The following is a 25,380-nucleotide window of genomic DNA, read 5'->3' on the forward strand; positions in this document are numbered from 1 at the left end:
AATATAAATGCAGTTGCTTAATTTATATTTAATGAGCGAGAGCCACGGGCAGGATTTTATCCTTTTAAGATCTGTTTCAACTGTGCCATCATATTTATGCAGGGTCTTTACAATTATCTTTTTACAATAACTTCATACTGAGGAAAAATAAGGCCTCCCATTAATTCATAATATTACGGTCTAAGTGTGCAATCGTATGACAAACAAGTTTGTTATTATCCTCGGCCTCGCTGCTTTTATATTTTTTGCCAATATATGGGGTACCTCCATCTACATACTTGATGAGGCAAAAAATGCAGGATGTGCCCGCGAAATGTTTGAGCGTAGTGATCTGGTAGTACCAACTTTCAATGGGAAACTACGCACGGATAAACCTCCGTTGCACTATTATTTCATGATCATGGCGTACTATATACAGGGAGAGGCATCTCCATTTAGCGCCAGGTTTTTTTCATCCCTAATGGGGGTACTCACAGTAATTACCGTATTTCTCTTCTCGCGCAAAGCACTCAGCGAAAATGCAGCTTTCTATGCGGGTTTGGTTCTCCTGGCATCCTTGCAGGTGGCAGTTCAATTTCACCTTGCCGTACCTGACCCATATCTTATATTCTTTACGGTGCTGGGTTCATTTTTATTTTATCAGTACCATGAGAGTAAAAAGCCTTATCAGCTCTATCTTGGCTATGCCTGCTTTGGGCTGGCTTTTCTCGCCAAAGGGCCGGTAGCACTGGTTTTGCCGGCACTGGGTATTCTGCTGGCACTTTACTTTGGTAAGAGTTTAACATGGAGGAACATTATAAGCTGGAAGCCATTTCAGGGTGCATTGGTGATACTGCTGATTATTTTTCCCTGGTACTATGCCATATTCCAGGCAACTGATGGTGTATGGGTAGAAGAATTTTTCTTTAAACATAACATTGGCCGGTATACATCAACTATGGAAGGGCACGGTGGTTTCCCTTTGGCAGCCCCTGTAATTGCCATAGCTGCACTTTTGCCATTTAGCGTCTTTATATTTCAGGCTGTCGCTCTTGCCTGGCGCAGCCGTGAGCACAACTTTTTTCTTACACTTTCTTTGGGTATGAGCATTGCAGTACTATCATTCTTTTCATTTTCACGCACTATATTGCCCAGCTATATTTCTCCGGCTTTACCCTTCATGGCTGTATTACTGGGTTATTATTTGTCTTTAGCTACGGACAGGAAAATACCAGCCCATAAAAGATTGCTGCCGGGCATATATATTTTACTGGTGATAGCCATAGCAATGCCGGTCGCAGCTTATTTTGGTATAGATCAGGACGGGTCGATTTCACAACTGGCTCCTCTTGCTTTTTACCTGATTGTTGTCCCTATAGGTGTCATCATAGCCCTTATTTTAGTCTTGAGGTCGAAATTCAAGATGATGTATTACACCCTCGCGGGTACATTTATGCTGACTTTCTTACTATTCATTTATATAATCTACCCGCGTATGGATGAGAGCAACCCGGTCTATAAAAGCCATAAGCTGCTGAAAGGCCACCCGGTATACTACCTGGAGCGCATGAATGCCTCGTTTGTTTTTTACCACGATCAGGAAATACCGAAAATCGAGTCCCTCGACATGCTAAACGAACTGATAGAGAACAGGGAAGACCTGATGATTATCAGCCGTCGCGATAAAGCAGAGCCTCTGTTTCAGGATATAAGACTTGAGCTGGTGTTTGAGCAGAAGGATCTCTTCGAGAACCACACCACATTGATCTTTGGTATCAGGAACTAGATGTTACCGGTATACCCGTTTTACTTTTACTGATCGTAATATTGATCCTGATCCGGGCATTAGTCCATGCGGGCAGATGGATATGGTTCAGTACAAACCAGCACATGTAAGATGAGAAGGCTCCTAAAATAGCACCGAAAGCCACGTCTATGTAGAAATGCTGTAGCAGGTACATACGTGAGTAACCGACCAGCATAGCGTAGACGAGAAAAATAAATTGCAGGTATTTATGGCGCGGGCAAAGCAATATGAGCAATACGGCCATAGCGAAAGCAGTAGTAGTGTGGCCCGAGGGAAATGACATTTGGCCATGTACATGTACGCCTGGTACAAAGTGAAGGGCTACGTCATCAGGAAAGAAATTTTTTGGTCTGGACAAGTCAGAAAAAAAGCCTCTTTTTAAGATCAGAATAGAAAGGGCATGCACAATACCAATGCCTGCTGAAAGCAAGGCCTGGCGAAAGCTAACAAAAAGCAACAGCACTGTTGAGATAGCAAATACCACCCCGTCACCGGCATAGGTGACAATACGGAAGAAATTGTCCAGAAGAGTACTGTGGTTTTGATTAATTACAAGAGTAATGGCACCTTTTTCGAATACCATAAGCGGCAGTAGCATTAACATTACAGCAGTTTGTGTCAGAAGGTAGTTATTACTCTGGTTTTTCATCCCGTAAGAATTTATCTCCAAGGTACTTACCTAATGAAAACTACACATGAAGCAATATTAAAGGCATCGTAAAGAAAGGAGATAAAAACGTGTTGGGGCGGATAACAATTTTAACATATCCAAAACATAATAAAGAGAAACATAACGTTCGTTTAAATTTGAACTAACTTCTGTGTAAGAGCTCAGGGGAAAGAAGGCTGGACTTGTGAAATTTGAGTGCGCACCTTTGATTTCAAACCCAGTAGCCTCGTCTGTAAAGGAGGTAAAAATGCCTGTGTAACCTGAAAAGATCATGTTTTGTTAGTCATTACCTTTTCTATCCGTTTATCACAAACCAAATGGTCGCATGACTTTGATTTTAGCAGGCCATAAAAAAAGGTAAGTGGAGTATTATTTATAAAGAGGTCATCAAAAAACTGCTAGATACATATTGTAGCACTTATTCTATATTTATTACATGCTATTAAGCGTATAATTTTTTTAAAAAAAATTAATTTTGCCCTCAATTTTCATAAAATGTCGAAATGGGCTTGCCTACAATGATATAAATTCAACTATTTAACCATAGCAAAGAATGACAGCACGAGTATGCACTTACTTTAGTATTATATGTTTGCTCTTTTTATTAATTGGCCACAATGGTTTGACGCAGTCAGAGAAATTTCAGGTTAATATACCTCCGCCGCCTGATGTTGCTGCCCTGGGAAAATATGGGGAAATACCCGTGGGTACCTATACAGGCATACCGAGCACCATATAGCTCGTACAGTTGGGTAGCCAATAACCCAATAATATTTACTGACCCTACAGGAATGGAGATTGATTGGGGGGGAATTTCAGGTAGGGAAAAGAGAGTTGCGAAACGAGCGTTGAGAAGGCATAATAGTTCTAGCACTTATAAGAATTTATATAAGCAGTTAAAAAAATCTGATAACAGATATGTTATAAAGGCAACTAATGAAAAATCAAATACCGGAGCATCTTTTGAAGGAAATTTCAGCTCAATTATAGATGGCCCTGATGGAGAGACTACAAACTTTCAAAATCCAGCCACTGCTGATGATTTTGCTACGGGTGAGAAAGGTGGTGTGATAAACCTCAATTTTGGGGGTATTATGGAAGGGGAGTCAAAAAAAACACAAGCAGAATTTTTAGGCGATTTTGCAGTTGAAGAAGTTGTTCATGCCGCTCAATACGATGACTTGAATCGAAGCAACGAAACCAACCCATTACCAGGTACTGCCAACACTGAGTTTGAAGCTAAAGCGATTGTTGGTCAAATTAAGTCTGAAAGTAAGAAGTCATTATACACTTCAACGGCAGATAAGTCTGCAAATGCATTTGGGGTAAATGCATTTAGGACAGGTAGTACCGCCGGTTATGGTGCTGCGCTGAAGACGTGGCATACAAATCCAAGTCTTTCACCAGCGTATCAGATTCGTAGAAGAACTAATGCTGATCCAAGCTTATTAATAAGGTTAACTAACTCAATAAGAAAATGAGACCACTTTTTATTTCACTATTAATAATTTTCTGCTGTTCGAAATGTAAGTCGGGATATGATTATGGGGTCGTTTCAGCAAATGATAAAGTGTATAAAAGTTTAAAAAAGGCTCTTAGAGATAAATCGGACGTTACTATTTTAGATTTATCTGATCAAGAGCTTACAGAGTTTCCTAATGAAATATTTGAATTCAAAGGTTTAAAGGTTTTGAATCTAAACTATAATAATATTCACGTTATACCCGATCGAATAGGTGAACTTGATAACCTTGAAGTATTATTTATCATGAAGAATAAAATAGAACATTTGCCAAATGAACTAACTACATTACGGAATCTTCGAAATATTAATCTGATGAAAAATCAGTTATCGAATTTGCCATCAAGTATGACTGACTTAACCCGCTTGGAACGTTTGCTTTTAGCCTATAATAATCTATCAGAGAGCGATGTAAAGATGCTGCGCAGAAAACTCCCTAGTTGCTATATTGTAGTTGATGTTGTTTTATGAAATAAGACGATGAATTTAAGGATCTTTTTAACAGGTTTAATATTAGTGACACTAAGCTGCAAAAGTCAGCGCATAATTTACCCAAAAGCATATTCAAACTATAAAGTTTTCACTTCCTTAAAAAAAGCTTTAAAGAATAAAGATGATGTTGAAATTCTTCACTTGACGAAGAAAGACCTGAAGGTTTTTCCTTCTGAAATATTACAGTTTAAGAATCTGAAGGTTTTAAATCTCACAGATAACCATATTAAAGAAATACCTAGTGAAATTGGAAAACTAAAGGAGTTGGAATGGTTGCAAATGATGAAAAATGAACTAAAAGGCCTTCCTCCAGAAATTGTTCAATTAAAAAAGCTGAAAAGAATCAATGTAGCTTTTAATTACATGTACGATGAAGATGTTGAGTTTATAAAACAGGAATTACCGGATTGTTTAATCATTACACAATTTACAGATTGATACTGAAACAGATTGAAATAAGAAGCCTTGCAGCTTCAAAGCTTGGCTTTTTTTATTGAGCAAAGATAATAGATAAACTATATTCTTATCTTTAAACTACCTTCAAACGAGAAGGAAGGGACTTGTTGAAATCTAGGCTTTACCGGCAGGGGCATTAGGAAAATCCGTTGTGTTTTTTGAGGTGCACTAGGAGAAAAAAGTTGTTGCTGAAAAAAATGCGATAATTACTATCCCTTCGGGCTGCAATTTAACTCCTACAAAAGGATAACAGGAAAGGAAAACAAGTTCCTTTTTAATCAGGGTACTGGCGATAAGAAATTCAATACCGAAAGAATCACCGACCTTGACCTTAGTCTGGATATGACTAAGTATAGAACTTATGACTATACTACTGGTAGGTTCATGCAAGTTGACCCATTAGCAGATTCATTAGTAAGTTTATCTCCATATAACTATAGCTACAATAACCCTATTAATTATAATGATCCTTTCGGGGATACGCCTTGTTGTATGCCTCAAGCAAGAAAGACCAGACTATTTGGTAACAGGTATACAATGGCGACCGCTCCTGAGCCTTTAAAAGAACCAATCAGTGCTATAGGTTGGTTAGCTGGCATGGCGTTAGAAGGAGCATGGTCACTCATGCAAGACCAAGAATTAAACGCTATACCTTTTGAGCCTAGCCCTATAGCAGCAGCCAAAGGAGTAGGTTATCTGGATGATGCAATTAAGGCCATTAAGGGGCTGGATAATTTAGACGATGTCGGTAAAATTGATGAAATAGTATCCAGTGTCGCTAAAAACCATGAGCTGTTTCAATGTGTACAATGCTCTGATGATATAGTGAAAACCAATGGTACATATAAAGCAGTGCTCCTAAACGGTAAAGTTTATGACAATATTAATCCAAGTGGGATAAGCTATAATGATTGGGTTAAAGACTTGCATTCGCCAACAGGTTATGTAATAACAGAAACTACGTTTTGATATGAATTCAATTTTTAGTCTTATAAAGCTCATTGAGAAAAGACCAGCTATGTACTTAGGCAGAAACTCTATTTCCTGTCTCAAATCGTTTCTTGATGGATGGTATCTAAGGGATCCAGATAATGTAATTGATGCGGATATTATGAACGATTTTCAAAGCTGGGTTGAAAAAAAGTATGATGTATCAGGGAATCAATCTTGGTGTGATATTATACTTTTTTATTCCCAAGATGAAGGAACAGCTTTAACTAATTTTTTTAGGCATTTTGATCAGTGGGCAAAGGAGAGTGAATACTCTAACCCCAGTAGTACGGGAGTTGCTTCCATGTTAAACTGAAATAAATGAGCCTTGCAATGCGAGGCTTTTTTATGAGTAAGCTGCTCTGGTTCTGGCATCCCTTAACAATGCTTCAAGGGTAAATAATATGCGCTCTTTTTCCTCGGTAGGGAGCTTCTGAATAGTAATAAGCTGGTTCAAAATATTTTGATCGATGAGCAGGTCAGTTTTGCCCACCAGATAATCCACGGACACCTCAAACACATCAGCCATTTTAGTAGCCACATCAATGGTTGGCTTAGCCTCTCCACGCTCATACCGTCCAATAACATTAGGGTGTACACCTATCTTTTTAGCCGATGCATCTTGTGAAAGTTTATTTTGCTTCCTCAGCTCTGTTAACCTCTTATCTAAACTCATAATGTGTGAAATCCTATAGATATGTACTGTAAATGCTAATATAACAACCTTTTTGTGTGGAAAAAAACTCATAACGTTTTGAAAGAAACACTGAAAGTTATATTTGTACACCAAAGTGTATGAGAAAAGAAAAATTATGAGCAAACTTGATCCCACCAATCCCGACCACATCACTTATGAGCACCCACCTTTAGACATAGCAGTATTAGGTGGCATCCGCCTTGAAGGGCTGGACAGAATGCGGTAACCCTCAAAATACAGGCAGAACACCTTAGCTTACGGCATAACCTAGACCTGTATAACGACAACCAGACCGAAAAGCTAATCAGGAAAATAGCAGAACGATTGGAGATCGGCACCAGCTCCCCTCTGGTCCATGCGTATAAAACAATGAAACTGGTGCAACAACCACATCCACTTGTGCCTTTCATTGTTTTACGAAAAAGCTTTCGAACTGGCTCTGGTCGTAGCTTATGTACAGCTTTATTGCAAAGAATTGAAAAATATTAGAGAAACATGGAAGTTTGCTCTGGTGATGCTGATTAAAGGTGCAGGAGAAGTACATATTAATGACGATGTGAAAATTGAAATCATTAATAACAACAGCGGCCACTATCAGCCAAATAGAGAGAGTTGATAAATCAGGCTACCCTGATGGAATCAAAGTGGAAATAAAAGTAAAGAATTAAAATGAAACAACTTTTAGATAATCTTGACACAGGATTTGAACAACCGTCAGTTGATAAAGAGGTACTGGAGAAAATTAAACTGAATACAAATGATAAAGCTTATTTCGATTTTTTAGCTAAAAAAATGGAGGCTATTTTTACATGGGTTCGCTTCATTTGTATGGTGCTGTAAATGAACCTTCTTTTCACAATATTCTTTACGTTAATAGAATTATGAATCATGAGTTTGGGAGCATGGTTAAAAACATGTTTTTCTTTGGTGAAGAGGTTTTTGGGAATCAGTATGCATTTACAAATGACAGTGTGATTTTATTTAATATAGAAACAGGAGAGAAAGGGAAACTAGCGGGAGATTTTGCACAGTGGCTTAATGTTCTACAGGCTGATTTAGAATATTTGACAGGGCGTGGTTTTATTCAGGATTGGAATAATATAGGTGAGAGTATAGAGTACGGACAAAGACTGCACCCAAAATTACCTTTTGTAGCAGGAGGAGAGTGCAATGTTCATAACTTTTACAAACAGTATTTTCCAACATACCTGTCATCAAATGCGAATATTGCAAAGCAAGTTTATAATTTACCAGAAGGGACACCAATTAAGATAAAAATAGATAAAAAATGACAGAAGATGAAAGCCTTGCTGGAATGCGAGGCTTTTTATTGGTATTTATCAAAATCATTAATCATAACCCTAAGCAAGTTTTGTTGATCGGTTTCTAATCCGCTATTGCTTAGTCCTGGATCTTCACGCCTTGCTCCAAATAAGAGGTGAGTTTTCTTATAAAGGTCTTGGTGTCCCTATTATCTTGATTGTTACACAGGTACTGCATAAAGTCAGCGAATGCATTAATTGCTTCAGGGGAAGCATAAAGAAGTTTTTTATGAATAGAAGTATGTAGCTGGCTTCCAGCAGAATCAGTTAAAAGACTCTACAAAGATAGAAATACGTTAAATGATGACACTGCCACTTAGTACTTACATTCATCGCATTTTTTATGCCCTTCATCTCAAAAATTCAGTGATATCTCTACAGGCAGAGTACCTTAGATGTCCCCATTGCTGAATTCAATAATTAGAAACCAATCAACTTATGAAAAAGTTAATAAGAATTTTTACGCTTGTTGTGGGGGTAGTATGCTGTTTCGCAATAGGCTTACTAACGAGCTGTGGAGATGATGATGATGTCTCTGAAGCATCTTCCGTAACCATATCGGGTTTTTCTCCAACCAGCGGAGCAGTTGGTACCGTTGTGACCATTACGGGAACCAACTTCAGTTCTACTGCTTCTGATAATACAGTTTCATTTAATGGAACTGCTGCCCAGGTAGATGCAGCTGCTTCTACACAACTTACAGTAGCGGTGCCTGCCGGTGCTACCACGGGTACGATTACCGTAACGGTAAATGGAGAGGCGGCAACCTCTGACGATGATTTTACTGTAACCACCGAGTCTTCAACAGCATGTGATGATGCTACTACAGCGGGTGAAAAAGTAGTGTGTTTAGCTAATAATTTCATTGCATCACTTTCTTCTACACAAGCCAGCACAGTACAGTTGGATTTCACGGCAGCCAATGCTGCGAAGTGGTCTAATCTGCCGGGTGGTGTAAGCATAAGAAATGGACTGGAATTTAGTGAGCTTAGCGCTGCGCAACTGGTGCTGGCTAAAGCGGTGATAGAGGCTGCTTCCGGTTCGGAAGATAACCAGGGATACGATGAGTTTCTGGCCGTTAATGCAGCAGATGACTACCTTGGTGATCAAGGTGGAGGAGGTACCTACTCATCAGGAGAGTACATTATAGCTTTCCTGGGTACGCCAAGCACTTCAGGTACCTGGATGCTGCAGTTTGGCGGGCACCATTATGCTCAAAACATCACTTTTGAAGATGGTGTGATTGTCGGACCAAGCCCTTCTCACCAGGGGGTGGAACCACTGGAATGGACTGCTGACGGAACCAGCTATGCACCGCTCAATGATGAACAGGAAGTAATGGCAGCCATGCTTGCAGGCTTGTCAACCAGTGAATTAAGCTCTGCCAAAATCAGTGGTACATACAGTGATGTAGTATTAGGCCCTGGTAGCGACGGTGAATTTCCAGAAACTAAAGTAGGCCTTGCAGTAAGTGGACTGACCACTGCACAAAAGGCATTGGTTCTGGATGCAATTGAAGCCTGGGTAGGTGATATTGAAGACGAGGCTGCCGAAGCCATGATGGCTATCTACGAATCTGAGCTGGACGAAACTTACATCGGCTACTCAGGCAATGCCTCACTGACCAACCATGCTGATTATGTCAGAATTGACGGACCCAGTGTTTGGATCGAGTTCATTTGTCAAAACGGAGTGGTGTTGTCAGGAATACATTACCACACTATATACAGAGACCATACCCGTGATTATGGTGGTAATTTTTAATTAAGAACTGCCGGATCTTGAAGAACATCTTTTACAGGATAGCCCTATTAGGGATTTTGCTGATAGAGACACTGTCAGCAAAATCCCATCCTATGCCCAACTCCATGGTATTACTCCGCGTTGGGGAGTCGGATATTCAGGCGATGCTGCAATTACCTGTTGCTGAGCTGCAACTGGCCGTTCCTTACGACCTTACTATAGATTCTGAACGGCTGCTGTCAGAACTGGGGCCGTCTCTGCAAAATTACATACTGGATCATGTTTCCCTTCAATCGCCAGATGGGCAATTATGGCGTGTTACCATCACTGATTTGAAGATAGACGGTGAATCCGGCTCGGCTCAGGCAGCATACAGAGAGTTGGTTGCCCATCTTTCTTTAACACCTCCCGCCAATTCGGATGTACGGCAGTTCTCTCTTCGTTACGATATAATAGTCCATCAGCTGGTGACACACAAGGTATTGGTAAGTATAGATGAGGATTGGAGGAACGGGATTAATTCTACCAAACAGCAGGAATTAGGAGTGATTAAAACAAATGTGCGCACCAATACCGTACCTACGCTTGAAGTTAACCTTGATCAGGGTAGCAGGTGGAATGGGTTCAAATCAATGTTTGCCTATGGAATGCAGCATATCCGCGAGGGGCTGGATCATATTTTATTTCTTCTCACACTTCTGCTCATAGCCCCATTGCTCATAACTAATGGTAGGTGGTCTGACTTTCAAGGGCTTCGGTATACGCTGTTCCGGTTTTTGAAAATTAGCCTGGCTTTTACCATTGGCCACTCAGTTACACTGCTGATTGGCAGCTTCAACCTGCTGAGTTTTAAAGTTCAATACATAGAAGTACTGGTAGCATTCTCAATTCTGATCTCTGCTATTCATTGTATGCGACCATTGTTTTCAAAGAAGGAAACATGGATAGCTGCAGGTTTTGGGTTAATTCATGGACTGGCATTCTCCTTATCCATTGCAGATATGGCGCTAGGCTGGGAGTCAAAGTTGATCAGTATACTGGGGTTTAATCTGGGGATAGAATCCATGCAACTGATCATCATGCTATTGTTCTTTCCTGTATTACTATTAAGCCGATGGAGGTTCTACCGCGGTATAAGAGTCATGTTTGCCGTGCTTACTATAATCATCTCCCTGGCATGGATTACCGAACGCATCAGTAACCAGGAAAACTTCATCACCAGCTACGTTAACGTTTTCTTTAGCTAGTAATAATTTGAAAAATGTTTCAGGGCATTATATATTGGGCATTATAGACCAGACACTCACCTGGGCTGGAGAACCGCACAAATGCCTGGTCTGTAGTACTTATGCTATAAGGCTGATTTTTTCATAAATGCTTTGCTTTGACCTTTCAAATATTTCGCCACCAAATTCTTCATTGTCCAAAGAAATTATCGTTGTGTCAGTGACTCCCATAATTCCAAAAATGAATTTTAAGTATGTTGTCTGATAATTCATATGCTCATTGTGCTCGTTTTCGCCGTATCCTGTATCGCCCCGACTTGATAAGATGAACAGCTTTTTTTTATTAAGCAGGCCTACATAATCACCGTCAGGCTTTCCGGAGCGGAATTTCCAGGTTTCATTAATACGCATTATCTGGTCTAGGTAGGCCTTTAAACCACTGGGAATGGACCAGTTGTACATGGGAGTACCAAGAACATAGATATCATTTTCCTTTAGTTCCTTTACCAGAACGTTGCTTAGCTCTACACCTTTTTGATTTTCCTCTGTTCTGTCCTCCGGCTTGATAAATGCGCTGGCTATCCAGTGCTGGTCTACAGGAGGGATTATGCTTAAACCAACCTCTCTGAATGTAAAAGAGTCTTCGGGATATTTTACTTTCCAGTTTTTAATGAATAAGTCAGTCAGCTTTCTGCTATGCGATCTCTCATTTCTTACACTTGCGTTGATGATAAGTACTTTTTTCATTGTCTCTGCTTTTTGATTTGAAAAGCAAAGCTCGGGCAAGCAATAGTTAAAAAAATTGACATGGTTCAATGCGATTCTAATTTTTTTTGATACGGCTTAAAAATTCAGGTGACATGCCAAGATAGGAGGCTAGCAGGTATTGGGGGACACGCTTTGCAATTTCAGGGTAACGGTTCAGAAACTCCAGATACCTTTGCTCCGCTGTATAACCATTGTTAAAAATTATTCTGCGCTGCAAACTTCCAATATAACTTTCCAAAATAATTCTGAAATATCGTTCCAGTTTCGGAATAGAAGCCAGCATTTTTTGAAATGACTGGTAGTGTATCTGCAAAAGTTTTGTTTTTTCCAGTGTCTGGATGCTATAGATAGATGGTGTTTGTTTTTGAAAGCTGTTGATATCAGTTGCCCACCAATCGTCTATGGCAAAGTATAAGATTTCCTCCTTGCCACTATCCAGATTTACGTAAAAGGCCTTTATTGAGCCTGATATTATGTAATTATCAGTTTTGCAAATCTCTCCGTTTCTCAGAAGGTAATCTCCTTTATTCAAAACCTTTTCACTCCAGAAGGTATCAAACAAATTTTCCTCATCGGGATTTAACTTTACATGTTTTGAGATATTTTTGATCAGTTGCGATTGCATAAATTGTTGCTGGTGATGTAATGTGTTAGATGGCTTCCGTATGTCTGATAAATTGGACGTATATTTCAGCTTTCGGGTTTGGAATAAGTATGTGTAATCCACTATTTTAGAACATGCGCCCTGTACCCGGCGTTATGTTATTATAACAATTGCTGCTTTATTGTAATGGGTCTAATACCTGCAGGTAAGTCAATAATACTGGATTTTCATACCCACAAAGTAAGAAATTATGATAATCCGGCTATTGTTGAAATCATTTCAATACATATGGGGCAAGAGCCGCCGTCTGGCCCTTACACTATTGGGAAACATCCATGGTGGACAGAAAACGCTCTCACAATCGATGAAGTTGAGGAAATAAAGGCACATTATCATCAGGCCAATTGCATAGCATTGGGTGAAATGGGGCTGGATAACTTGAAGGGTCCTCCAATGGAATTGCAGATGGAGATTCTCCGTAGTCAATTACGTGTTGCCAATGATCTAAATGCCCCGGTGATCATTCATTGCGTGAGGGCTTATCATCAATTATTACAAATTAAAAATGAGTTCTCTGAAATCAGGAAGTGGTGCATCCATGGCTTCGGTCGAAATGCCACGCTGGCGAAGCAACTGACTGATGCCGGTTTTTTTTTGTCACTCATGCCTCAACTGCATAACGCGGAAAAATTCAGCCAGCTACTCCGTGCAATACCCGCCAACAGGCTGTTTCTTGAAACAGATAGCATGCCTGATGTTTCTATAGAAAACATATATTTGCAGGCTTCGAAGTCATTAGGGATTTCTGAGGAAAAACTAAGAGAACAACTGGTAAACAACGCAAATAATTTTTTTGATCATGAGTTGGCTGGAACGGACCGAATTATTAATAGGTGAAGAATCACTGCAAAAACTGCAAAGCGCACATGTTCTTGTGGTGGGGCTTGGTGGCGTGGGCAGTTATGCTGCAGAAACCCTCGTACGGTCAGGGATAGGGAAAATTACCATTATAGATGGTGACGTTGTTGACCCTACCAACAAAAACCGCCAGTTACAGGCGCTGGATTCTACCGCAGGGATGCTAAAGGCAAATGTGCTCAAGGATAGGTTTTTGGATATTAACCCCGAGCTTCAGATCACGGTCTATGATAAATTTATGCAGCCTGATGCCATGACAAAACTGCTCACTGACAGCCAGTTCGACTTCGCTTTGGACTGTATCGATAGTTTTGGTCCCAAGCTGAGTTTTATACTTACCTTAAAGCGATTGAAATGCGCATTTATATCTTCCATGGGAGCGGGTGGTAAGCTGGATCCAACTAAAATCAGAATTGCCGATATCAGTAAAACACGTGAATGCAAGTTTGCTCAACAACTGCGTAAGATCCTTAAGTCAAAAGGGGTACGCAAAGGTGTGCTCACAGTCTACTCTGAAGAAATCCAGCTTGCACATTCACTTAAGCTTACAGATGGATCCAATTACAAAAAATCATTTTACGGTACCATTGCCTATATACCGGCCATGTTTGGTATGACCATGGCTTATGAGGTATTGCGCCGCTTGATGAAGTAGGAGACGCCATATATGTCCGTACTAATCGATCTTATGGTGGTAGAGTTCTTTTCAAAGGGGAAACCATTCGTTAAGTCGAAGGGCATAAATATAAATACATTACCAGGTTTGCCAGCTTGTGTTATATTCATCAGTACCCTTATTGTACTCTAACACGTAAATTATATGTTCTTTCATCAATTTAGCTTCCTGTGGCTAAACCAGCACACATAGTTCATTTTTTCCGATCTTCCCTAAAATTGTTTCTGTAGCTTCGGAATTTTCTGTATAACATTAAGTTTTAGAATGATCGATCCATTGACACCTATTGCTTCATAAGCATTTTACATGTGATTACTAAGAAGTTCCTTGTTTAGGTCAATTAATTCCAATGTGTCACTTTCAGAAGCTACAAAAGTGTCTTTGCAAGGAGAGTTATTGTAACATACTGAAACTTTATCAGCAATTGCTCTTTCAAAGCCTACGACTTTAATATCAACCTCCATATAATTTCTCATGAACTGGTGCGTGTAGTTTATAGTCCCATTCTCCCAGGATATTTTTTTGAATTCTTTATAGCGGATACTTTCGCCTCCGAGGTTTCCAGAGTAACCAAATTGAGCCAGAGAGCCACTTTCAAAACCAGTAAGTATCATCAGCATTACAGTAGTTTCAAAGTCATAATTATTGGGGTTTGACTCAAAAGTCATTAGAGCTACAGCATCATCAATATTATCGTTGTCAATATCAGCTTTTATATAATCAAACCCCTGCTCTGTTTGTACAAGATATAAGCCTTCTTCAACCGCTTCAATCATTGATTTTTCGAAATCATTCATTTCTAAAATCAAAGTTTCTGATGTGGGTTCAGTTTTTGTGTCATCATTTGCTTCTTCAGCAACAGATAGTGTATCCTTATTTAGCGTATCATTTTCTAAGGAATCAGTTGCTTCGGTATTGGAAGAGCTTCCTGATGAACATCCTAAAATAAAAGCAACAAAAGCTAGTGCGGTTGATAAATTGCTCGTCCTGTGTATTGAATGCATGAATGCTTTAATAGATCCGGATTGAACCGGTCAAATTTATTCACGAATAATGTTAATTAAGAATTCTTTGTTCAGTTCAAGAAGGTCAACTGCATCCTGCTCTGATGCTACAAAGAGATCTTTGCAACCAGAGGTGTTATAATAGCAGATGGAAACTTTATCAACTGTTGCCCCTCTAAAGTCATCCTTTATTTTGATGTCTACCTCCATATGATTCCTCATAGACTGGTGTGTATAGGTTATGGTCTCGTTTTTCCAGGCTAATTTTTTATAGTCTTTATATTTGATGCTTTCTCCTCCTAAATTTTCAGAACTTCCACCTGATTGTATAAGTGTTCCCTTAGGAAGGGTTTGAAATACTAAAATCATTACAGTAGTTTCGAAATCATAATTCTCAGGATCTGATTCAAAAGTTAATAAAGCCACAGCATCATCAAATCCATCTTTGTTGATGTCTTCTTTTATGTAATCAAACCCCTGCTCTGTTTGTACAAGATATAAGCCTTCTTCAACCGCTTCAATCATTGATTTTTCGAAATCATTCATTTCTAAATTTAAAGTTTCTGATGTGGGTTCAGTTTTTGTGTCATCATTTGCTTCTTCGCTAATGGAGAGCGTATCAGCTTTTTGACCTTCCTTATTCAGGGAATCGGTAGCTTCAGTATGTGAAGAACTTCCTGATGAACAGCCTAAAAGCGAGAGAGTAACAATCGCCACTGCGAGTATAACGGATGAAGAGCTTTTTCTATGCGACATGTACTTATAGAAATTTGATTCTATTGTCAATGCAGGCCTTATGACTTAATCGATCTCATTGTGATAGTCCTTATAGGTCTTTTCAAAGGTCTCCTTATCTGGAAAACCATTGGGTAAGTCTATTGGCATGAATACCCACCCAGGCTTATTGTCGCTGTGATCGGGTTTGATTTTAAGTAATGAGAATTTATCTATGTGCCAAGTTTGCCAGCTAGTGGTATATTCATCGGTGCCTTCATTATATTCTACTTTAACACGTAAACTATCTGTTTTTCCATTAATACACCTAGCTGATACCAAACCGTACCACATATCTTCCTCTCCCATCTTTCCTAATATCATTCCTGTGACCTCGGGTTTTCCTGCATAATACTTAAGCTTTACTATTACTGATCCGTTGATATCTATTGCTTTATAATATTTTTCTGCTGCCTTAATATTTGCACTTTTTTCCATGTTATCAACAAATGCTTGCTGCTCGGCGAATTCGGTGAAACAATTTACCAAGAGGTAATCAGTGGGGATATCAGGTCTAGTAGGTTCCGCTTCATTCAGTTCAATAAAATCGTCTACTTTTTCCCATTTTTCTTTCACTGTTATGGTTTTCCCATTAATTTGATATTCTACCTTTATTTTAAAAAGATAAGCATCAGAAGACACTACTTCACCAGTAAATTTACCAGTCCAGATAGGGCCATCTACATTTTTTCCAAAGCAAACACCCTCTAAATGCTTTTCACCTCTGGTATGTGTTACAGACATGTAAGCTTCATCTCCTTTAGTATTTCTAGATCGACCACACCCTCCGAAATATCGATTATCAACAACCTCTTCGTCTACCTCTTCAGAATCCATTGAGGCGGTTTTCTCAGTCTTTTCTACCTGACACCCTGTTATTAAAATGAATAATACACAGGTTGTAAATATAAATATGCTGAACCACCTTATTTTGTTAAAGAATTCAATTTTTATTGCTTTCATGATTGTTCAATATCTGTTTTGTTGTATTTTTTATAACTGTATGCGTTTTAAACAAACAAGTTGGTGTTTTATGCCCTGTCCTTATGTTATGAACCCCATCTAGCTTTGGTGCCTCGAATGTCGTAATGGCATCCCCAATAATAAGTTCCTATTCCTCCTTCAGGAATATCACCATTGCTAATTAATTTTTCAATCGCACTTTTCAAAGTTTTTGGTGTATAACCTGCCGGTGAATGAATATCTGCTGCAATGCCAAATACATGTTGACTTTTTGATGCAGTGCTACCAATTCCCACATTGTGTTCAGGAGACCTGTATCCACAACTTATCGTGAAATCCCCCACATCTTTTTTGATGGTCTCTAGTGCAGTTTTTAGTCGTTTTGCATCAGCGTGCAAAGGCTTCGGTAGTAAATAGTCACTATTGTCAATGCCAATAAGATGTCCGTCTGTAACATTCGCTACTAGAGACGCAGGTATATCGCTGATTTTCCCTTTTCTTGCTGCATTTAGTTCGGTGGCTTTAGCTTTATCTATTTCTCCCTCTTTTTCATCATATGCGCCATTAAAATAGGCCTTTTCTACCAGTCTTTTTAAAGTATCGCCTGAGGTGCCAATCTTTGTATCACCAGTCAATCCTTCAATTTTTTGAAAATGGAAGATACAATTTAATGTTAATACACCAATTCCTCCATCGATACTGAGTTCGTATCCATTAAGTTTTAGTAGTTGTTGAACAATCTCCACATCTGCTTTCTTGTTTTTACCCCATTTTTTTGGCCCTACAGATTCACTTATGGCAAATTGCTTTCTATAGTTCTCCGGGATTTTGTCATAGCTGATGATTTCTCGTGCGCTTTTTCCTGATTTTTTTACCTCTGATTCTTTTTTTGCAGTAGCTCCTTCGTCTGTTTTTCCTCCAAGTAATTTGTTGATTCGTTCCCTCGCTTCTTCATACATTTTTGATTTTGTAGCATTGGTCAACCAATATGTTCCGAGATTATCATGTAAATTTTGTAACAACTCGCTGTCAAACTGTGCTAATAGGGAATCGGAAGTATGGTTCATCAAAGCAATGGCAAAGTTATCACGGGTTGTGAATCCTAATTTATCTACTATCAAATTAATATCATGTCCATGCGTACCTCCATGTGGAGCACATGCTTTGGCGAAGGCAATCATATTTATTTTGTCATTTTTAAAATCAGAATAGGCTTGCCACAGATTGTCTTTGGTTATGTCCCAAGAATCGGCAGAAGCCTTCTCTGTTTTTGCACTTGTCTTTTTGTACATGTAATACAATAAGCCCAAAGTGTTTGCTTTGGTACTGGCTATACCATCTTTTCCAGTTGCCTCCTTATCATTATGGCTTTTAAGGTCGTTTGAATTCATTTTAGTTACATACCTCTTTTGCTTGGCAGTCAAAGGTGGGTACATCACTTCGGATTGGAATTTTAATATTGCTGTGCCTAAGTCTTTATCGGTATATCCGGCAGATTTCAATAAGGTTCGAACAAATTCACCATCCTTGGTAGCGTTATTCTTACCTTTTCCTACGGGTTTTTTGGTTCTTTTCCCATCAGCAACTAACATCACCTGACCCATCATGGCCTTTATTTCCATCTCATATCTTGGGGCCGAAGCATACCTACTATTCTCCTCATTAACAAAGCTTTCCCCTTGTTTCTCCAAAAGCTGATCGGCTGTTTTATCTGATAAATAATCATGAGCCATCAAATCCATGTAGGCGAAAATTCCCATTTCAGCCGTTGTGATGTCTTTTACCCATGATCTTGCGCCACCATCATATTCTCCTACATTGTAAGGGTTGGTATAGGCACTGGCGCCAGTCATACCTAATTTACTTTCCAAACGTCCTTGTATCAAAGCCAACTCTACCGGCACCACATAACTTAAATGTCCATATTTCTTAAATACGCGTTTGGCCGCCTTCACATACATGTCTGCTGTTAGCTGTTGTTTAGGGGATCCTTGTTGCTTGTACCAGCTCTTTAAATAGGCGTCGGCGGTGTTTTTGTAATGCTCAAAAAAGGCTTTTTCCTCTTTTGTATAATTACTTTCATCAATTTTTGCTTTTGATTCAGTTGCAAAAGAAGAGGTATTCCACAACTTTTTGGAGTAATCCTTTCCTCCTCGTGTTTTTACAACATCGGCATCAAAGGTTTGGCCTGATGCCGGGGTTGCGGTATTTTTTTTTCTGTCCTTTTTGTGTCGAGGCTTTTTCTTCGGCCTCTTTTTTTAGCCTTGCTTCCTCGGCTTCTCTTTGCTTTCTGGCTTCTTCTTCTTTTCTCTTACGTTCCTCTTCCTTCCTTTTCTTTTCCTCTTCCCTTCGTTTGATTTCAGCTTGCTTTATTCCTTCTACTTCTCCATCAACTAGTTTTACTTTATCAGAGCTGCTTTCCATCTCTTGTTCTACCTGAACAGCATCTACCGCTCCGGTTTTGCGGCCTATTTGCTGCGCTTTCTCTATGACTTTCCCCACATTGGCACGCAAGCTCACAAATTCTACATTGGACACCTGGATGAGACTTTGGACGTCTTGAATTGCATTTACTGTTGTGCTAAAGTTGGCAATAGACGTGCTTTGTGCCTGGAGTTCTCCAATAACAGAATTAAAAGATTCAGCATCTTTTTGAACCCCTTCTATATTTTGCTGAAGGCTCGTAATCAGTGTTTGGTATTGTACTATCAATAAATCATATTGCCCCAGCATAGTTTCTTTCTGCTCTTTTCCATATTCATCAAGTACCTTACCGGCGGCTTCTTTTTTCACGCCTGCCTCTGCTGCATATAATGAAGCTTTGCTTAATAAATGCTGTGCTTTGGCTCCATCTTTATTGGCTTCTGATATAGCAGTTTGTATCGTCAGCACAAGCTTCTGTATCGTATCATTGGTTTGGATCAATACCGAATTGATGGATGATTTTACTGATTTTATCTTACCGCTGATTACCTGATCATAATCAGAAAACCACTTCTCAAGCAAGCGGAAATAGCGGTCGTTGCCCCAGTGATCCTGTGCCCTGCCATCCATGCGTTTGAGGAACTTTTCAACCTGCTTGTCGAAATCTTGTAACTGCTCGGGGTCGGTGATCAGTGCCTTTTTAGTGCTGACGTAGACGAGAAACTCGTTTTTCAAATGGTCTTGCTCTTCCTGAGATACTTCGGGGTCACGGTTTAGCAGGGGAGACTCTTTGATCTTGTTAATGAGGCCGGGAATCTTCTCTCCCAATTGCAGGTTTTTCACCTTAGAGGTTAAGCTGGCGGTATTGATGCCCAATATCCGGCCGTTGCCCGGTCGCTTTCGGGTGCGGGTGTTGTTTTGCGGACTGCCGGTCTCTTTGGGCGCCTTTACATTATCTTCTGTTCCTGCCATGAGTTAGCTTGGACTTGTTTTTAATTTAGAGGGCTTTTCCTTTTTTTCTCAATTCTTTGATCACACCTTGAGAAAATATTTCGCTCGACACTTTTTTTACCCCTTTGTGCAGACACATCATGGCGCAATATTGAAATACGTTGTTGATTTCTGCTCCCGACAGTTCATATTTATTGGCTACATTTTCCATGAGCTGTAAATCTTCCAGTAAATACTTTTTTTCAAAGGCCCGTCCGAATAGCTCCAAACGAAGGGTTTTGTTGGGCATGGTGAATTTGACGATAGACTGAAAGCGTCGGGTAAAAGCACTGTCAATATTTGCCTTAAAGTTACTGGATAGAATAACCAATCCATTAAAATCTTCAATTCGCTGCAATAAATACGATACCTCCTGGTTGGCGTAGCGGTCATTGGAAGTACTTACCTGTGTACGCTTGCCAAAAAGGGCATCAGCTTCGTCAAAAAACAAGATCCACTCTTTGTTTTCCGCTTTTTCAAAGATCAGGGATAAGTTCTTTTCGGTTTCACCGATGTATTTACTGACTACCATAGAAAGGTCTACCCTGTAAACCGGTAAACCTGCTTCTTTGCCCAAAAGGCATGCAGCCATGGTTTTTCCCGTACCCGAAGGGCCATAAAACAAGGCCCTGTAACCCCGCTTGGCTTTTCTGCTGATCACCTCATCTTTGGCAAGTCTTTCACGCTCTTTAAGCCAAATGTTAATTTCTTCAAGGGCAAAACGTGTATCGCTGGGTGCTACCATGTCGTCCCAATCTTCCCGGGTTTGTACGAGCTGCGCCGGGAAAGTCCTGCTAAACTGCGGCTTATAAGGTTGGTCTAAAACGAGAATGTTATAAAACTCTTCGTTAAGTTCAAACGGTGTTAATAACGGATTTTTAGTTCGGGGGTCATGGTGCACATCAATTATTCCCATAGTCCAGAGTGGATGTGCCTCGTTAAAAACCTTTGAAAGCAGGCTTTTCCGGGCATCGATGTCACTGCCGGCTACTATGAACAAAACAGTTTGTAAAGTGGGCATAAACCCAAACTGCGTTTCGCTCTGAACACCTCCAAGGATATCCAGTCCCTGACCACTTTGTAGGGCCTTTGTGAAAGGTTCAAGCAGAGAAGGGTCTAAATAAGGACATAGCGCGAATACTAAAATTAAGCGCTCGGCAATTAATGAGGGAGCATCATTATAGTCGGTTTCTTGTCTGAACAATTCAAACAACTCCCCATAAGGTGTGTTGCTTTCCCATGCAGGAGGTAAGTGGTTTTCCATGGCCCATTGGCCTGAGTTTGCACTATTAAATTCTTCTAACCTTTTGTTAATCAGCTGTCTGGCCCACTCAATGTCTGCTTTAATCATGTGCTGGGTAATGGTTTTAACGAAATTATAATTGGCTCAAACTGTAATGATAGTATTTTAAGTTTATTTTGGTAAATATAATGTAAGTAAATATTGCTCAGGTAGACATTGTAAAGCAGGGATATTTACTATAAACCGGGCAACTGGAAAATCTGCTCAGGTTGCTTTCTGCTTATTGAAGATGGTGTTATACTCATCATAAGGTTACGAATGCTGATTAATAAAGGGCTGGATAGGTGTGCCATCTTACCAATACGCCAGCTTGTTTTTACTACCAAATGGGCTTTTGGTAATCTTAAACTTTGAAATTTTTCAAATGCAGCATGTGTATCATATTTTTTTAAGTATTCAGAGAGCACATAGGCATCTTCAATAGCTTGACAGGCCCCTTGCCCCATGTTTGGAGTAGTGGCGTGAGCGGCGTCGCCTATTAGGCAAACATTATCTTTGTACCAGGTGCTGGTAGGCTTAAGATCAGATATTACCGCCGTATGTACCTGCTGTTTTGGGGTAGCTGCGATAATATCCCTGATCACCGCATGATAATCACGGAAATAGCTGTCTATATCACTTACCGCATATTCGTTTTTATGTTTTTTGAAAGATTTCAGAGCATACCAGTACACTTTGTCCTTATCAATTTGGACTAACCCAAAACGCCCTCCTCTTCCCCATGCTTCATTGAGCTCATTTTTATATTCGGATAGTAAATCGAAATTCACAACTCCCCGCCAGCAGATCTGGTTAGCATTTCTCAGTTCATTTCCGGAGAATAAACACTGCCTCACCACGGAGGTTAATCCGTCAGCACCTATTAGCACCGAAGATTGGATTGACTTTCCATTTTCAAATGTTGATAAAGGCACACGGTCGGTCTGGCTGATATGTTTAAGACTGTGCTTTAAATTTATTTCTGTTGACCGGAGCCTGTTTAGCAAGATTTGCTGCAATACCCCTCTGTGAATGGCAACATTTTTCACCTTATGTTTTTTCTCAAAGTATGATAAATCCACTCTGGAAACAGGCTTTAAGTTGGCTTTGGTAATGTTCATTGAGGAAATTATATTTCCATTGTTTTCAATTTCCTTTCGCAGACCAAGTTTCTCATAAACCTGCATGGCATTGTTGGCTAATATAATTCCTGCCCCTACCTGCTTTATTTCTTCAGCCTGTTCGAAGATCCTGGTTTTAAGTCCTTTTTGTTCAAGAGCTATAGCCGTTGTTAGCCCTCCGATTCCGGCTCCTATAATGTCAATAGTCATTTGAGAGTTGTAAGTGTGGATATTGTCCGCAAACACTACAAATTTATTCGAATTGTTTGTGCATATTCGCATGGTTTATAAAAAATCCATTATAATTTATTTGCTTTATAAGTTTGGTGTATGGGTACAGATATGTTTTATGGCAAATCGGGATGCCTGGTTATTAATATTTAATAAAAGACTTTAATGAAAGAAAATATCAAGTTAGCCACAAAGATTGGAGGGAAAGCGGTAGTAAAGTGGCTTCTCATATTTATGTCAGGTAATTTGGTAACCTTAACCGTTTTCCTGATCGCCCTCTTTAATAATATCGGCCTGGCTGGTGGCGGTCATGGTCAGGTCGTAGCGTTATTTATGGGGTTGTTAACCAATAATATTTGTGCCTTTATTCTGATCTTTGGAGCTCCAGCTTTTATAGCTCTATACTTTGTAATAGCCAATAAAGTATCTATTCAGAATGTTATTTACTTATTATGTAAAAGTAAGGCAGGAGATTATATTTCTGAAAAAGTAGGAGCGATAGCGAGCCGAATTACTGATAAAGAAGGGTGGAGAAGGGAAATTTCAAGTAAAGCCATATTGAAAGCAAGACTGTTGCAAGTCAGTAAAGATGATCCGAATACCTCTAAACTGCAGCGTAAAGTAATTGGCTATGGGTTTGAAAAAATAAGCCTGGATGATGTGGATTTTCAGGACGAAAACGTCAAACTGTCCACTATTCTTCAAAATAAGTTTCACAATTTTATAACCGATACTACCCAACCTTCTCTGACCTTATTTTGGGGTTTGATACTTATTCAGGTGGTTCTGTTGACTTGCTCCTTAATTATTAATTAGAAAACACGGTAAACCACTCATTATTATTTCCATAGCTTTTTCACAGAGGCTTCTGTTCTTTTTCTTCAACTCTTCACTTCGTTACTTTTGGGATCAAGCTGAAACCTGTGGAGCAAATGGATTGGAAATAAAGTATGCAATATGAAGTTTTCCACTGAAAATCAATAAATCATACCTATTGTCAATATAAGCTGGTTTGCCAACTGCCTGTCAAACATAGTGGTGAAAAGTTAGAGTCTCCCCGGAAATTCCGCCTGATCCGACTTTTGCCGGGTTTTAATATACCTCGGCCTCTTCCAAAATATAATTACACTGATAGATATCGTCCCGGTTCAGTTTTAGCCGACCTTTGATAGTTACTACCTCATCCATTTTGAACTTAGGGTGGTCCGGTTGGAGCTTTAACTCTATAATGGATTCGGGGCCGCCATTGCCACAAAAAAAACAGGAAGCATACGGGTTTTTAGAAAGGATGTAAACCCCCTTTTTAGGGTCGATTGGCAGCATGTACCCTTTGATGTAAACCATCTGCCCATCGAGGTCTTTTACATTGGGGCCAAAGTGCGGATAGTAGTAATATGCTTCTACTTCTTCACTGTATTTATCTGTAAATTCAACGTCACCCAGCGTCTCCCAGGTGATTGCTGTCTGGGCCGAAGCCATACTGGTTATAGCCATCAGTGTGATAATAAGTAATCTATGCATCTGCCAAAGTTTTTGAAATATTGATATAAAAAGTCTGTATAGCCGGAATAAATGCTGCAACTAATCCTATGCCTGTTGCGATGAATAGCAACACCCACTCTTCGGGCAGAAATTGCCAACCGGATAATTCATAGTGGTAGCTTGCCTGGGTGTGGGATGATAATATGGATAGGCCAACACGGCTGAACAGCAGGCCACAGGCGAAGCCTATCCATGTAAGCAACAGGGCTTCCTGCAATACCACCCATACCACTTGCCATCGTGATGCACCATAAGTACGCATCAGGGCCATTTCGTATTTTCGGTCTTTTAAAGCATTCCAAAGGCTAATGAACATGCTTAACCCTGCAATGGCAATGATGGCTATGGCAATAGCATTTATAGTGTCTATGCCTACGCCCATAAGGCCAAACAGCCTGTTGAGCTCATAAGCAGGTACGGCGGCCTGCATGCTTGTACGTTCATTCACCAGCCGTGGCAGCTGGACCATACCTAAAGGATTTCTGAAACTGAGCAGCATGGCGGTAATTTCAGGGTCTGCTTCTTCTTTATGGTTTTCGTTTTCATGATGCCGATGGTCGTCCTCATTGTGTGCCTCCCACACACTTTCCAGCGATGTCAGGATGAGGTTGTCAAGTACGGAATGAGTATAGCTGAAAATGCCGGCTACCTTGTAGGGGTGATCTTCATGGCCTTCTCCACCTTCACTGAGTCCGTGCGTTCCGGTGAAGGTGTCTCCGGGTTTCAATTGAAGATTTGCGGCCACGGTAGCACCTACCGTAACTTCAAAAGGGTGTTTCCATAAGGTACCACTGGCAGTTTGTGCATCATAGTTTTTAGGGTAATCATAGTTGGTGCCTACTATGCGGTAACCCTCGAAGCTGTCGCCATAAGCGAGAGGGATGCCCGAAGCTATCAGTGGATGGCGGCTGAGCTTTTCGGCTTCAGCCAGGGGAATGTTGCCTGTAGGCATATCCACATGGTACACCGCAGAGAGGATAAGTTGTAGCGGGCTTCCTTTGGCACCTACCACCATGTCTATCCCACTTAAATTATTATCCATTTGGTGGCGGACATGCTGGTTCACCTGTAGTAGCAGAGATATTATGCCTACACCTACCGTAAGCAAAACAAGGCTCAAAACTGCCGAGAGCGGGCGTGCGATTATGTTTTTTAAGCTTAGCCTGAGTATATCCATAT

27 protein-coding genes are annotated in these 25,380 nt (G+C 40.0%); 14 read left to right on the forward strand and 13 right to left on the reverse strand.

Annotation, left to right across the window (positions count from 1 at the left end; translation table 11 throughout):
• The first annotated feature begins 196 nt into the window (after window positions 1-196).
• Window positions 197-1,765 carry an ArnT family glycosyltransferase gene (locus LVD17_RS14630; protein WP_233767880.1) on the forward strand — a complete coding sequence of 523 codons (1,569 nt, stop codon included), beginning with the start codon at window positions 197-199 and terminating at the stop codon, window positions 1,763-1,765.
• Here LVD17_RS14630 and LVD17_RS14635 read toward each other — a convergent pair.
• The gene (locus tag LVD17_RS14635) at window positions 1,755-2,435 is read right to left on the reverse strand and encodes a phosphatase PAP2 family protein (protein WP_233767881.1); all 681 of its coding nucleotides are present in this window, start codon (window positions 2,433-2,435) and stop codon (window positions 1,755-1,757) included. The two genes, LVD17_RS14630 and LVD17_RS14635, sit on opposite strands and share 11 nt — an antisense overlap.
• Window positions 2,436-3,247: 812 nt before the next feature.
• Between LVD17_RS14635 and LVD17_RS14640 the strand changes: the two genes are divergently transcribed.
• From LVD17_RS14640 to LVD17_RS14660, 5 genes are all read left to right on the forward strand, one after another.
• On the forward strand, window positions 3,248-3,937 hold the full coding sequence (locus LVD17_RS14640; protein WP_233767882.1) for a hypothetical protein: 690 nt from the start codon (window positions 3,248-3,250) through the stop codon (window positions 3,935-3,937).
• Complete coding sequence (locus LVD17_RS14645; RefSeq protein ID WP_233767883.1) at window positions 3,934-4,449, forward strand: leucine-rich repeat domain-containing protein; 516 nt, start codon at window positions 3,934-3,936, stop codon at window positions 4,447-4,449. The genes LVD17_RS14640 and LVD17_RS14645 overlap by 4 nt, the downstream gene beginning before the upstream one ends.
• Window positions 4,450-4,458: 9 nt before the next feature.
• Window positions 4,459-4,908, forward strand: a complete 450-nt coding sequence (locus LVD17_RS14650) for a leucine-rich repeat domain-containing protein (protein WP_233767884.1) — start codon at window positions 4,459-4,461, stop codon at window positions 4,906-4,908.
• A 264-nt stretch (window positions 4,909-5,172) separates the two neighbouring features.
• A complete protein-coding gene (locus tag LVD17_RS14655) occupies window positions 5,173-5,895 on the forward strand; it encodes an RHS repeat-associated core domain-containing protein (protein WP_255702593.1) in 723 nt (240 codons plus the stop codon).
• Window position 5,896: 1 nt separating this feature from the next.
• Window positions 5,897-6,232 (forward strand): hypothetical protein, encoded by a 336-nt coding sequence (locus LVD17_RS14660; RefSeq protein WP_233767885.1) that lies wholly within the window; start codon window positions 5,897-5,899, stop codon window positions 6,230-6,232.
• A 30-nt stretch (window positions 6,233-6,262) separates the two neighbouring features.
• On the opposite strand, the gene LVD17_RS14665 is transcribed toward LVD17_RS14660, so the two are convergent.
• Window positions 6,263-6,592: a helix-turn-helix domain-containing protein gene (locus LVD17_RS14665; protein WP_233767886.1), complete on the reverse strand. Its 330-nt coding sequence runs from the start codon at window positions 6,590-6,592 to the stop codon at window positions 6,263-6,265.
• Window positions 6,593-7,022: 430 nt separating this feature from the next.
• Between LVD17_RS14665 and LVD17_RS14670 the strand changes: the two genes are divergently transcribed.
• From LVD17_RS14670 to LVD17_RS14690, 5 genes are all read left to right on the forward strand, one after another.
• A complete protein-coding gene (locus LVD17_RS14670; RefSeq protein WP_233767888.1) occupies window positions 7,023-7,229 on the forward strand; it encodes a hypothetical protein in 207 nt (68 codons plus the stop codon).
• Between the two features lie 53 nt (window positions 7,230-7,282).
• Window positions 7,283-7,453, forward strand: a complete 171-nt coding sequence (locus LVD17_RS14675; RefSeq protein ID WP_233767890.1) for a hypothetical protein — start codon at window positions 7,283-7,285, stop codon at window positions 7,451-7,453.
• A gap of 41 nt (window positions 7,454-7,494) precedes the next feature.
• Window positions 7,495-7,905 carry a hypothetical protein gene (locus tag LVD17_RS14680; protein ID WP_233767891.1) on the forward strand — a complete coding sequence of 137 codons (411 nt, stop codon included), beginning with the start codon at window positions 7,495-7,497 and terminating at the stop codon, window positions 7,903-7,905.
• Window positions 7,906-8,373: 468 nt separating this feature from the next.
• Entirely contained in the window at window positions 8,374-9,699 is a 1,326-nt protein-coding gene (locus LVD17_RS14685) for a DUF3500 domain-containing protein (protein ID WP_233767893.1), read from the forward strand.
• A gap of 17 nt (window positions 9,700-9,716) precedes the next feature.
• On the forward strand, window positions 9,717-10,925 hold the full coding sequence (locus tag LVD17_RS14690) for a HupE/UreJ family protein (RefSeq protein ID WP_233767895.1): 1,209 nt from the start codon (window positions 9,717-9,719) through the stop codon (window positions 10,923-10,925).
• A 99-nt stretch (window positions 10,926-11,024) separates the two neighbouring features.
• Here LVD17_RS14690 and LVD17_RS14695 read toward each other — a convergent pair whose 3' ends face one another.
• Window positions 11,025-11,651 (reverse strand): FMN-dependent NADH-azoreductase, encoded by a 627-nt coding sequence (locus tag LVD17_RS14695; protein ID WP_233767897.1) that lies wholly within the window; start codon window positions 11,649-11,651, stop codon window positions 11,025-11,027.
• A gap of 76 nt (window positions 11,652-11,727) precedes the next feature.
• A complete protein-coding gene (locus tag LVD17_RS14700; protein ID WP_233767899.1) occupies window positions 11,728-12,399 on the reverse strand; it encodes a Crp/Fnr family transcriptional regulator in 672 nt (223 codons plus the stop codon).
• A 63-nt stretch (window positions 12,400-12,462) separates the two neighbouring features.
• Here LVD17_RS14700 and LVD17_RS14705 point away from each other — a divergent pair, with 63 nt between their 5' ends.
• Window positions 12,463-13,173 (forward strand): TatD family hydrolase, encoded by a 711-nt coding sequence (locus tag LVD17_RS14705; protein ID WP_233767900.1) that lies wholly within the window; start codon window positions 12,463-12,465, stop codon window positions 13,171-13,173.
• Window positions 13,136-13,849 (forward strand): tRNA threonylcarbamoyladenosine dehydratase, encoded by a 714-nt coding sequence (locus LVD17_RS14710; RefSeq protein WP_233767901.1) that lies wholly within the window; start codon window positions 13,136-13,138, stop codon window positions 13,847-13,849. Before LVD17_RS14705 ends, LVD17_RS14710 begins: the two co-directional genes overlap by 38 nt.
• 323 nt (window positions 13,850-14,172) lie before the next feature.
• Here the strand turns inward: LVD17_RS14710 and LVD17_RS14715 are convergent, their stop codons facing one another.
• The 7 genes from LVD17_RS14715 to LVD17_RS14745 all read right to left on the reverse strand — a co-directional run bounded on the left by LVD17_RS14715 (window position 14,173) and on the right by LVD17_RS14745 (window position 22,710).
• On the reverse strand, window positions 14,173-14,874 hold the full coding sequence (locus LVD17_RS14715; protein ID WP_233767902.1) for a hypothetical protein: 702 nt from the start codon (window positions 14,872-14,874) through the stop codon (window positions 14,173-14,175).
• A 36-nt stretch (window positions 14,875-14,910) separates the two neighbouring features.
• Complete coding sequence (locus tag LVD17_RS14720) at window positions 14,911-15,630, reverse strand: hypothetical protein (RefSeq protein WP_233767904.1); 720 nt, start codon at window positions 15,628-15,630, stop codon at window positions 14,911-14,913.
• 45 nt (window positions 15,631-15,675) lie between these two features.
• Window positions 15,676-16,611, reverse strand: coding sequence for a hypothetical protein (locus tag LVD17_RS14725; RefSeq protein WP_233767907.1), 936 nt, complete (start codon window positions 16,609-16,611; stop codon window positions 15,676-15,678).
• A gap of 86 nt (window positions 16,612-16,697) precedes the next feature.
• Complete coding sequence (locus tag LVD17_RS14730; protein WP_233767909.1) at window positions 16,698-18,740, reverse strand: D-Ala-D-Ala carboxypeptidase family metallohydrolase; 2,043 nt, start codon at window positions 18,738-18,740, stop codon at window positions 16,698-16,700.
• Window positions 18,741-18,786: 46 nt separating this feature from the next.
• Window positions 18,787-20,007, reverse strand: coding sequence for a hypothetical protein (locus LVD17_RS14735; protein ID WP_233767910.1), 1,221 nt, complete (start codon window positions 20,005-20,007; stop codon window positions 18,787-18,789).
• 25 nt (window positions 20,008-20,032) lie between these two features.
• Window positions 20,033-21,376 (reverse strand): ATP-binding protein, encoded by a 1,344-nt coding sequence (locus LVD17_RS14740; RefSeq protein ID WP_233767911.1) that lies wholly within the window; start codon window positions 21,374-21,376, stop codon window positions 20,033-20,035.
• Between the two features lie 128 nt (window positions 21,377-21,504).
• Entirely contained in the window at window positions 21,505-22,710 is a 1,206-nt protein-coding gene (locus LVD17_RS14745; RefSeq protein WP_233767912.1) for an FAD-dependent monooxygenase, read from the reverse strand.
• Window positions 22,711-22,824: 114 nt separating this feature from the next.
• On the opposite strand from LVD17_RS14745, the gene LVD17_RS14750 reads away from it, so the two are divergent.
• On the forward strand, window positions 22,825-23,475 hold the full coding sequence (locus LVD17_RS14750) for a hypothetical protein (RefSeq protein WP_233759772.1): 651 nt from the start codon (window positions 22,825-22,827) through the stop codon (window positions 23,473-23,475).
• Between the two features lie 276 nt (window positions 23,476-23,751).
• On the opposite strand, the gene LVD17_RS14755 is transcribed toward LVD17_RS14750, so the two are convergent.
• Together LVD17_RS14755 and LVD17_RS14760 are read right to left on the reverse strand one after the other, a co-directional pair.
• Complete coding sequence (locus LVD17_RS14755; RefSeq protein ID WP_233759773.1) at window positions 23,752-24,180, reverse strand: DUF3299 domain-containing protein; 429 nt, start codon at window positions 24,178-24,180, stop codon at window positions 23,752-23,754.
• A complete protein-coding gene (locus tag LVD17_RS14760; protein WP_233759774.1) occupies window positions 24,173-25,378 on the reverse strand; it encodes an ABC transporter permease in 1,206 nt (401 codons plus the stop codon). Before LVD17_RS14760 ends, LVD17_RS14755 begins: the two co-directional genes overlap by 8 nt.
• Window positions 25,379-25,380: the final 2 nt, after the last annotated feature.

The organism is Fulvivirga ulvae (assembly GCF_021389975.1).
GTDB lineage: Bacteria > Bacteroidota > Bacteroidia > Cytophagales > Cyclobacteriaceae > Fulvivirga > Fulvivirga ulvae.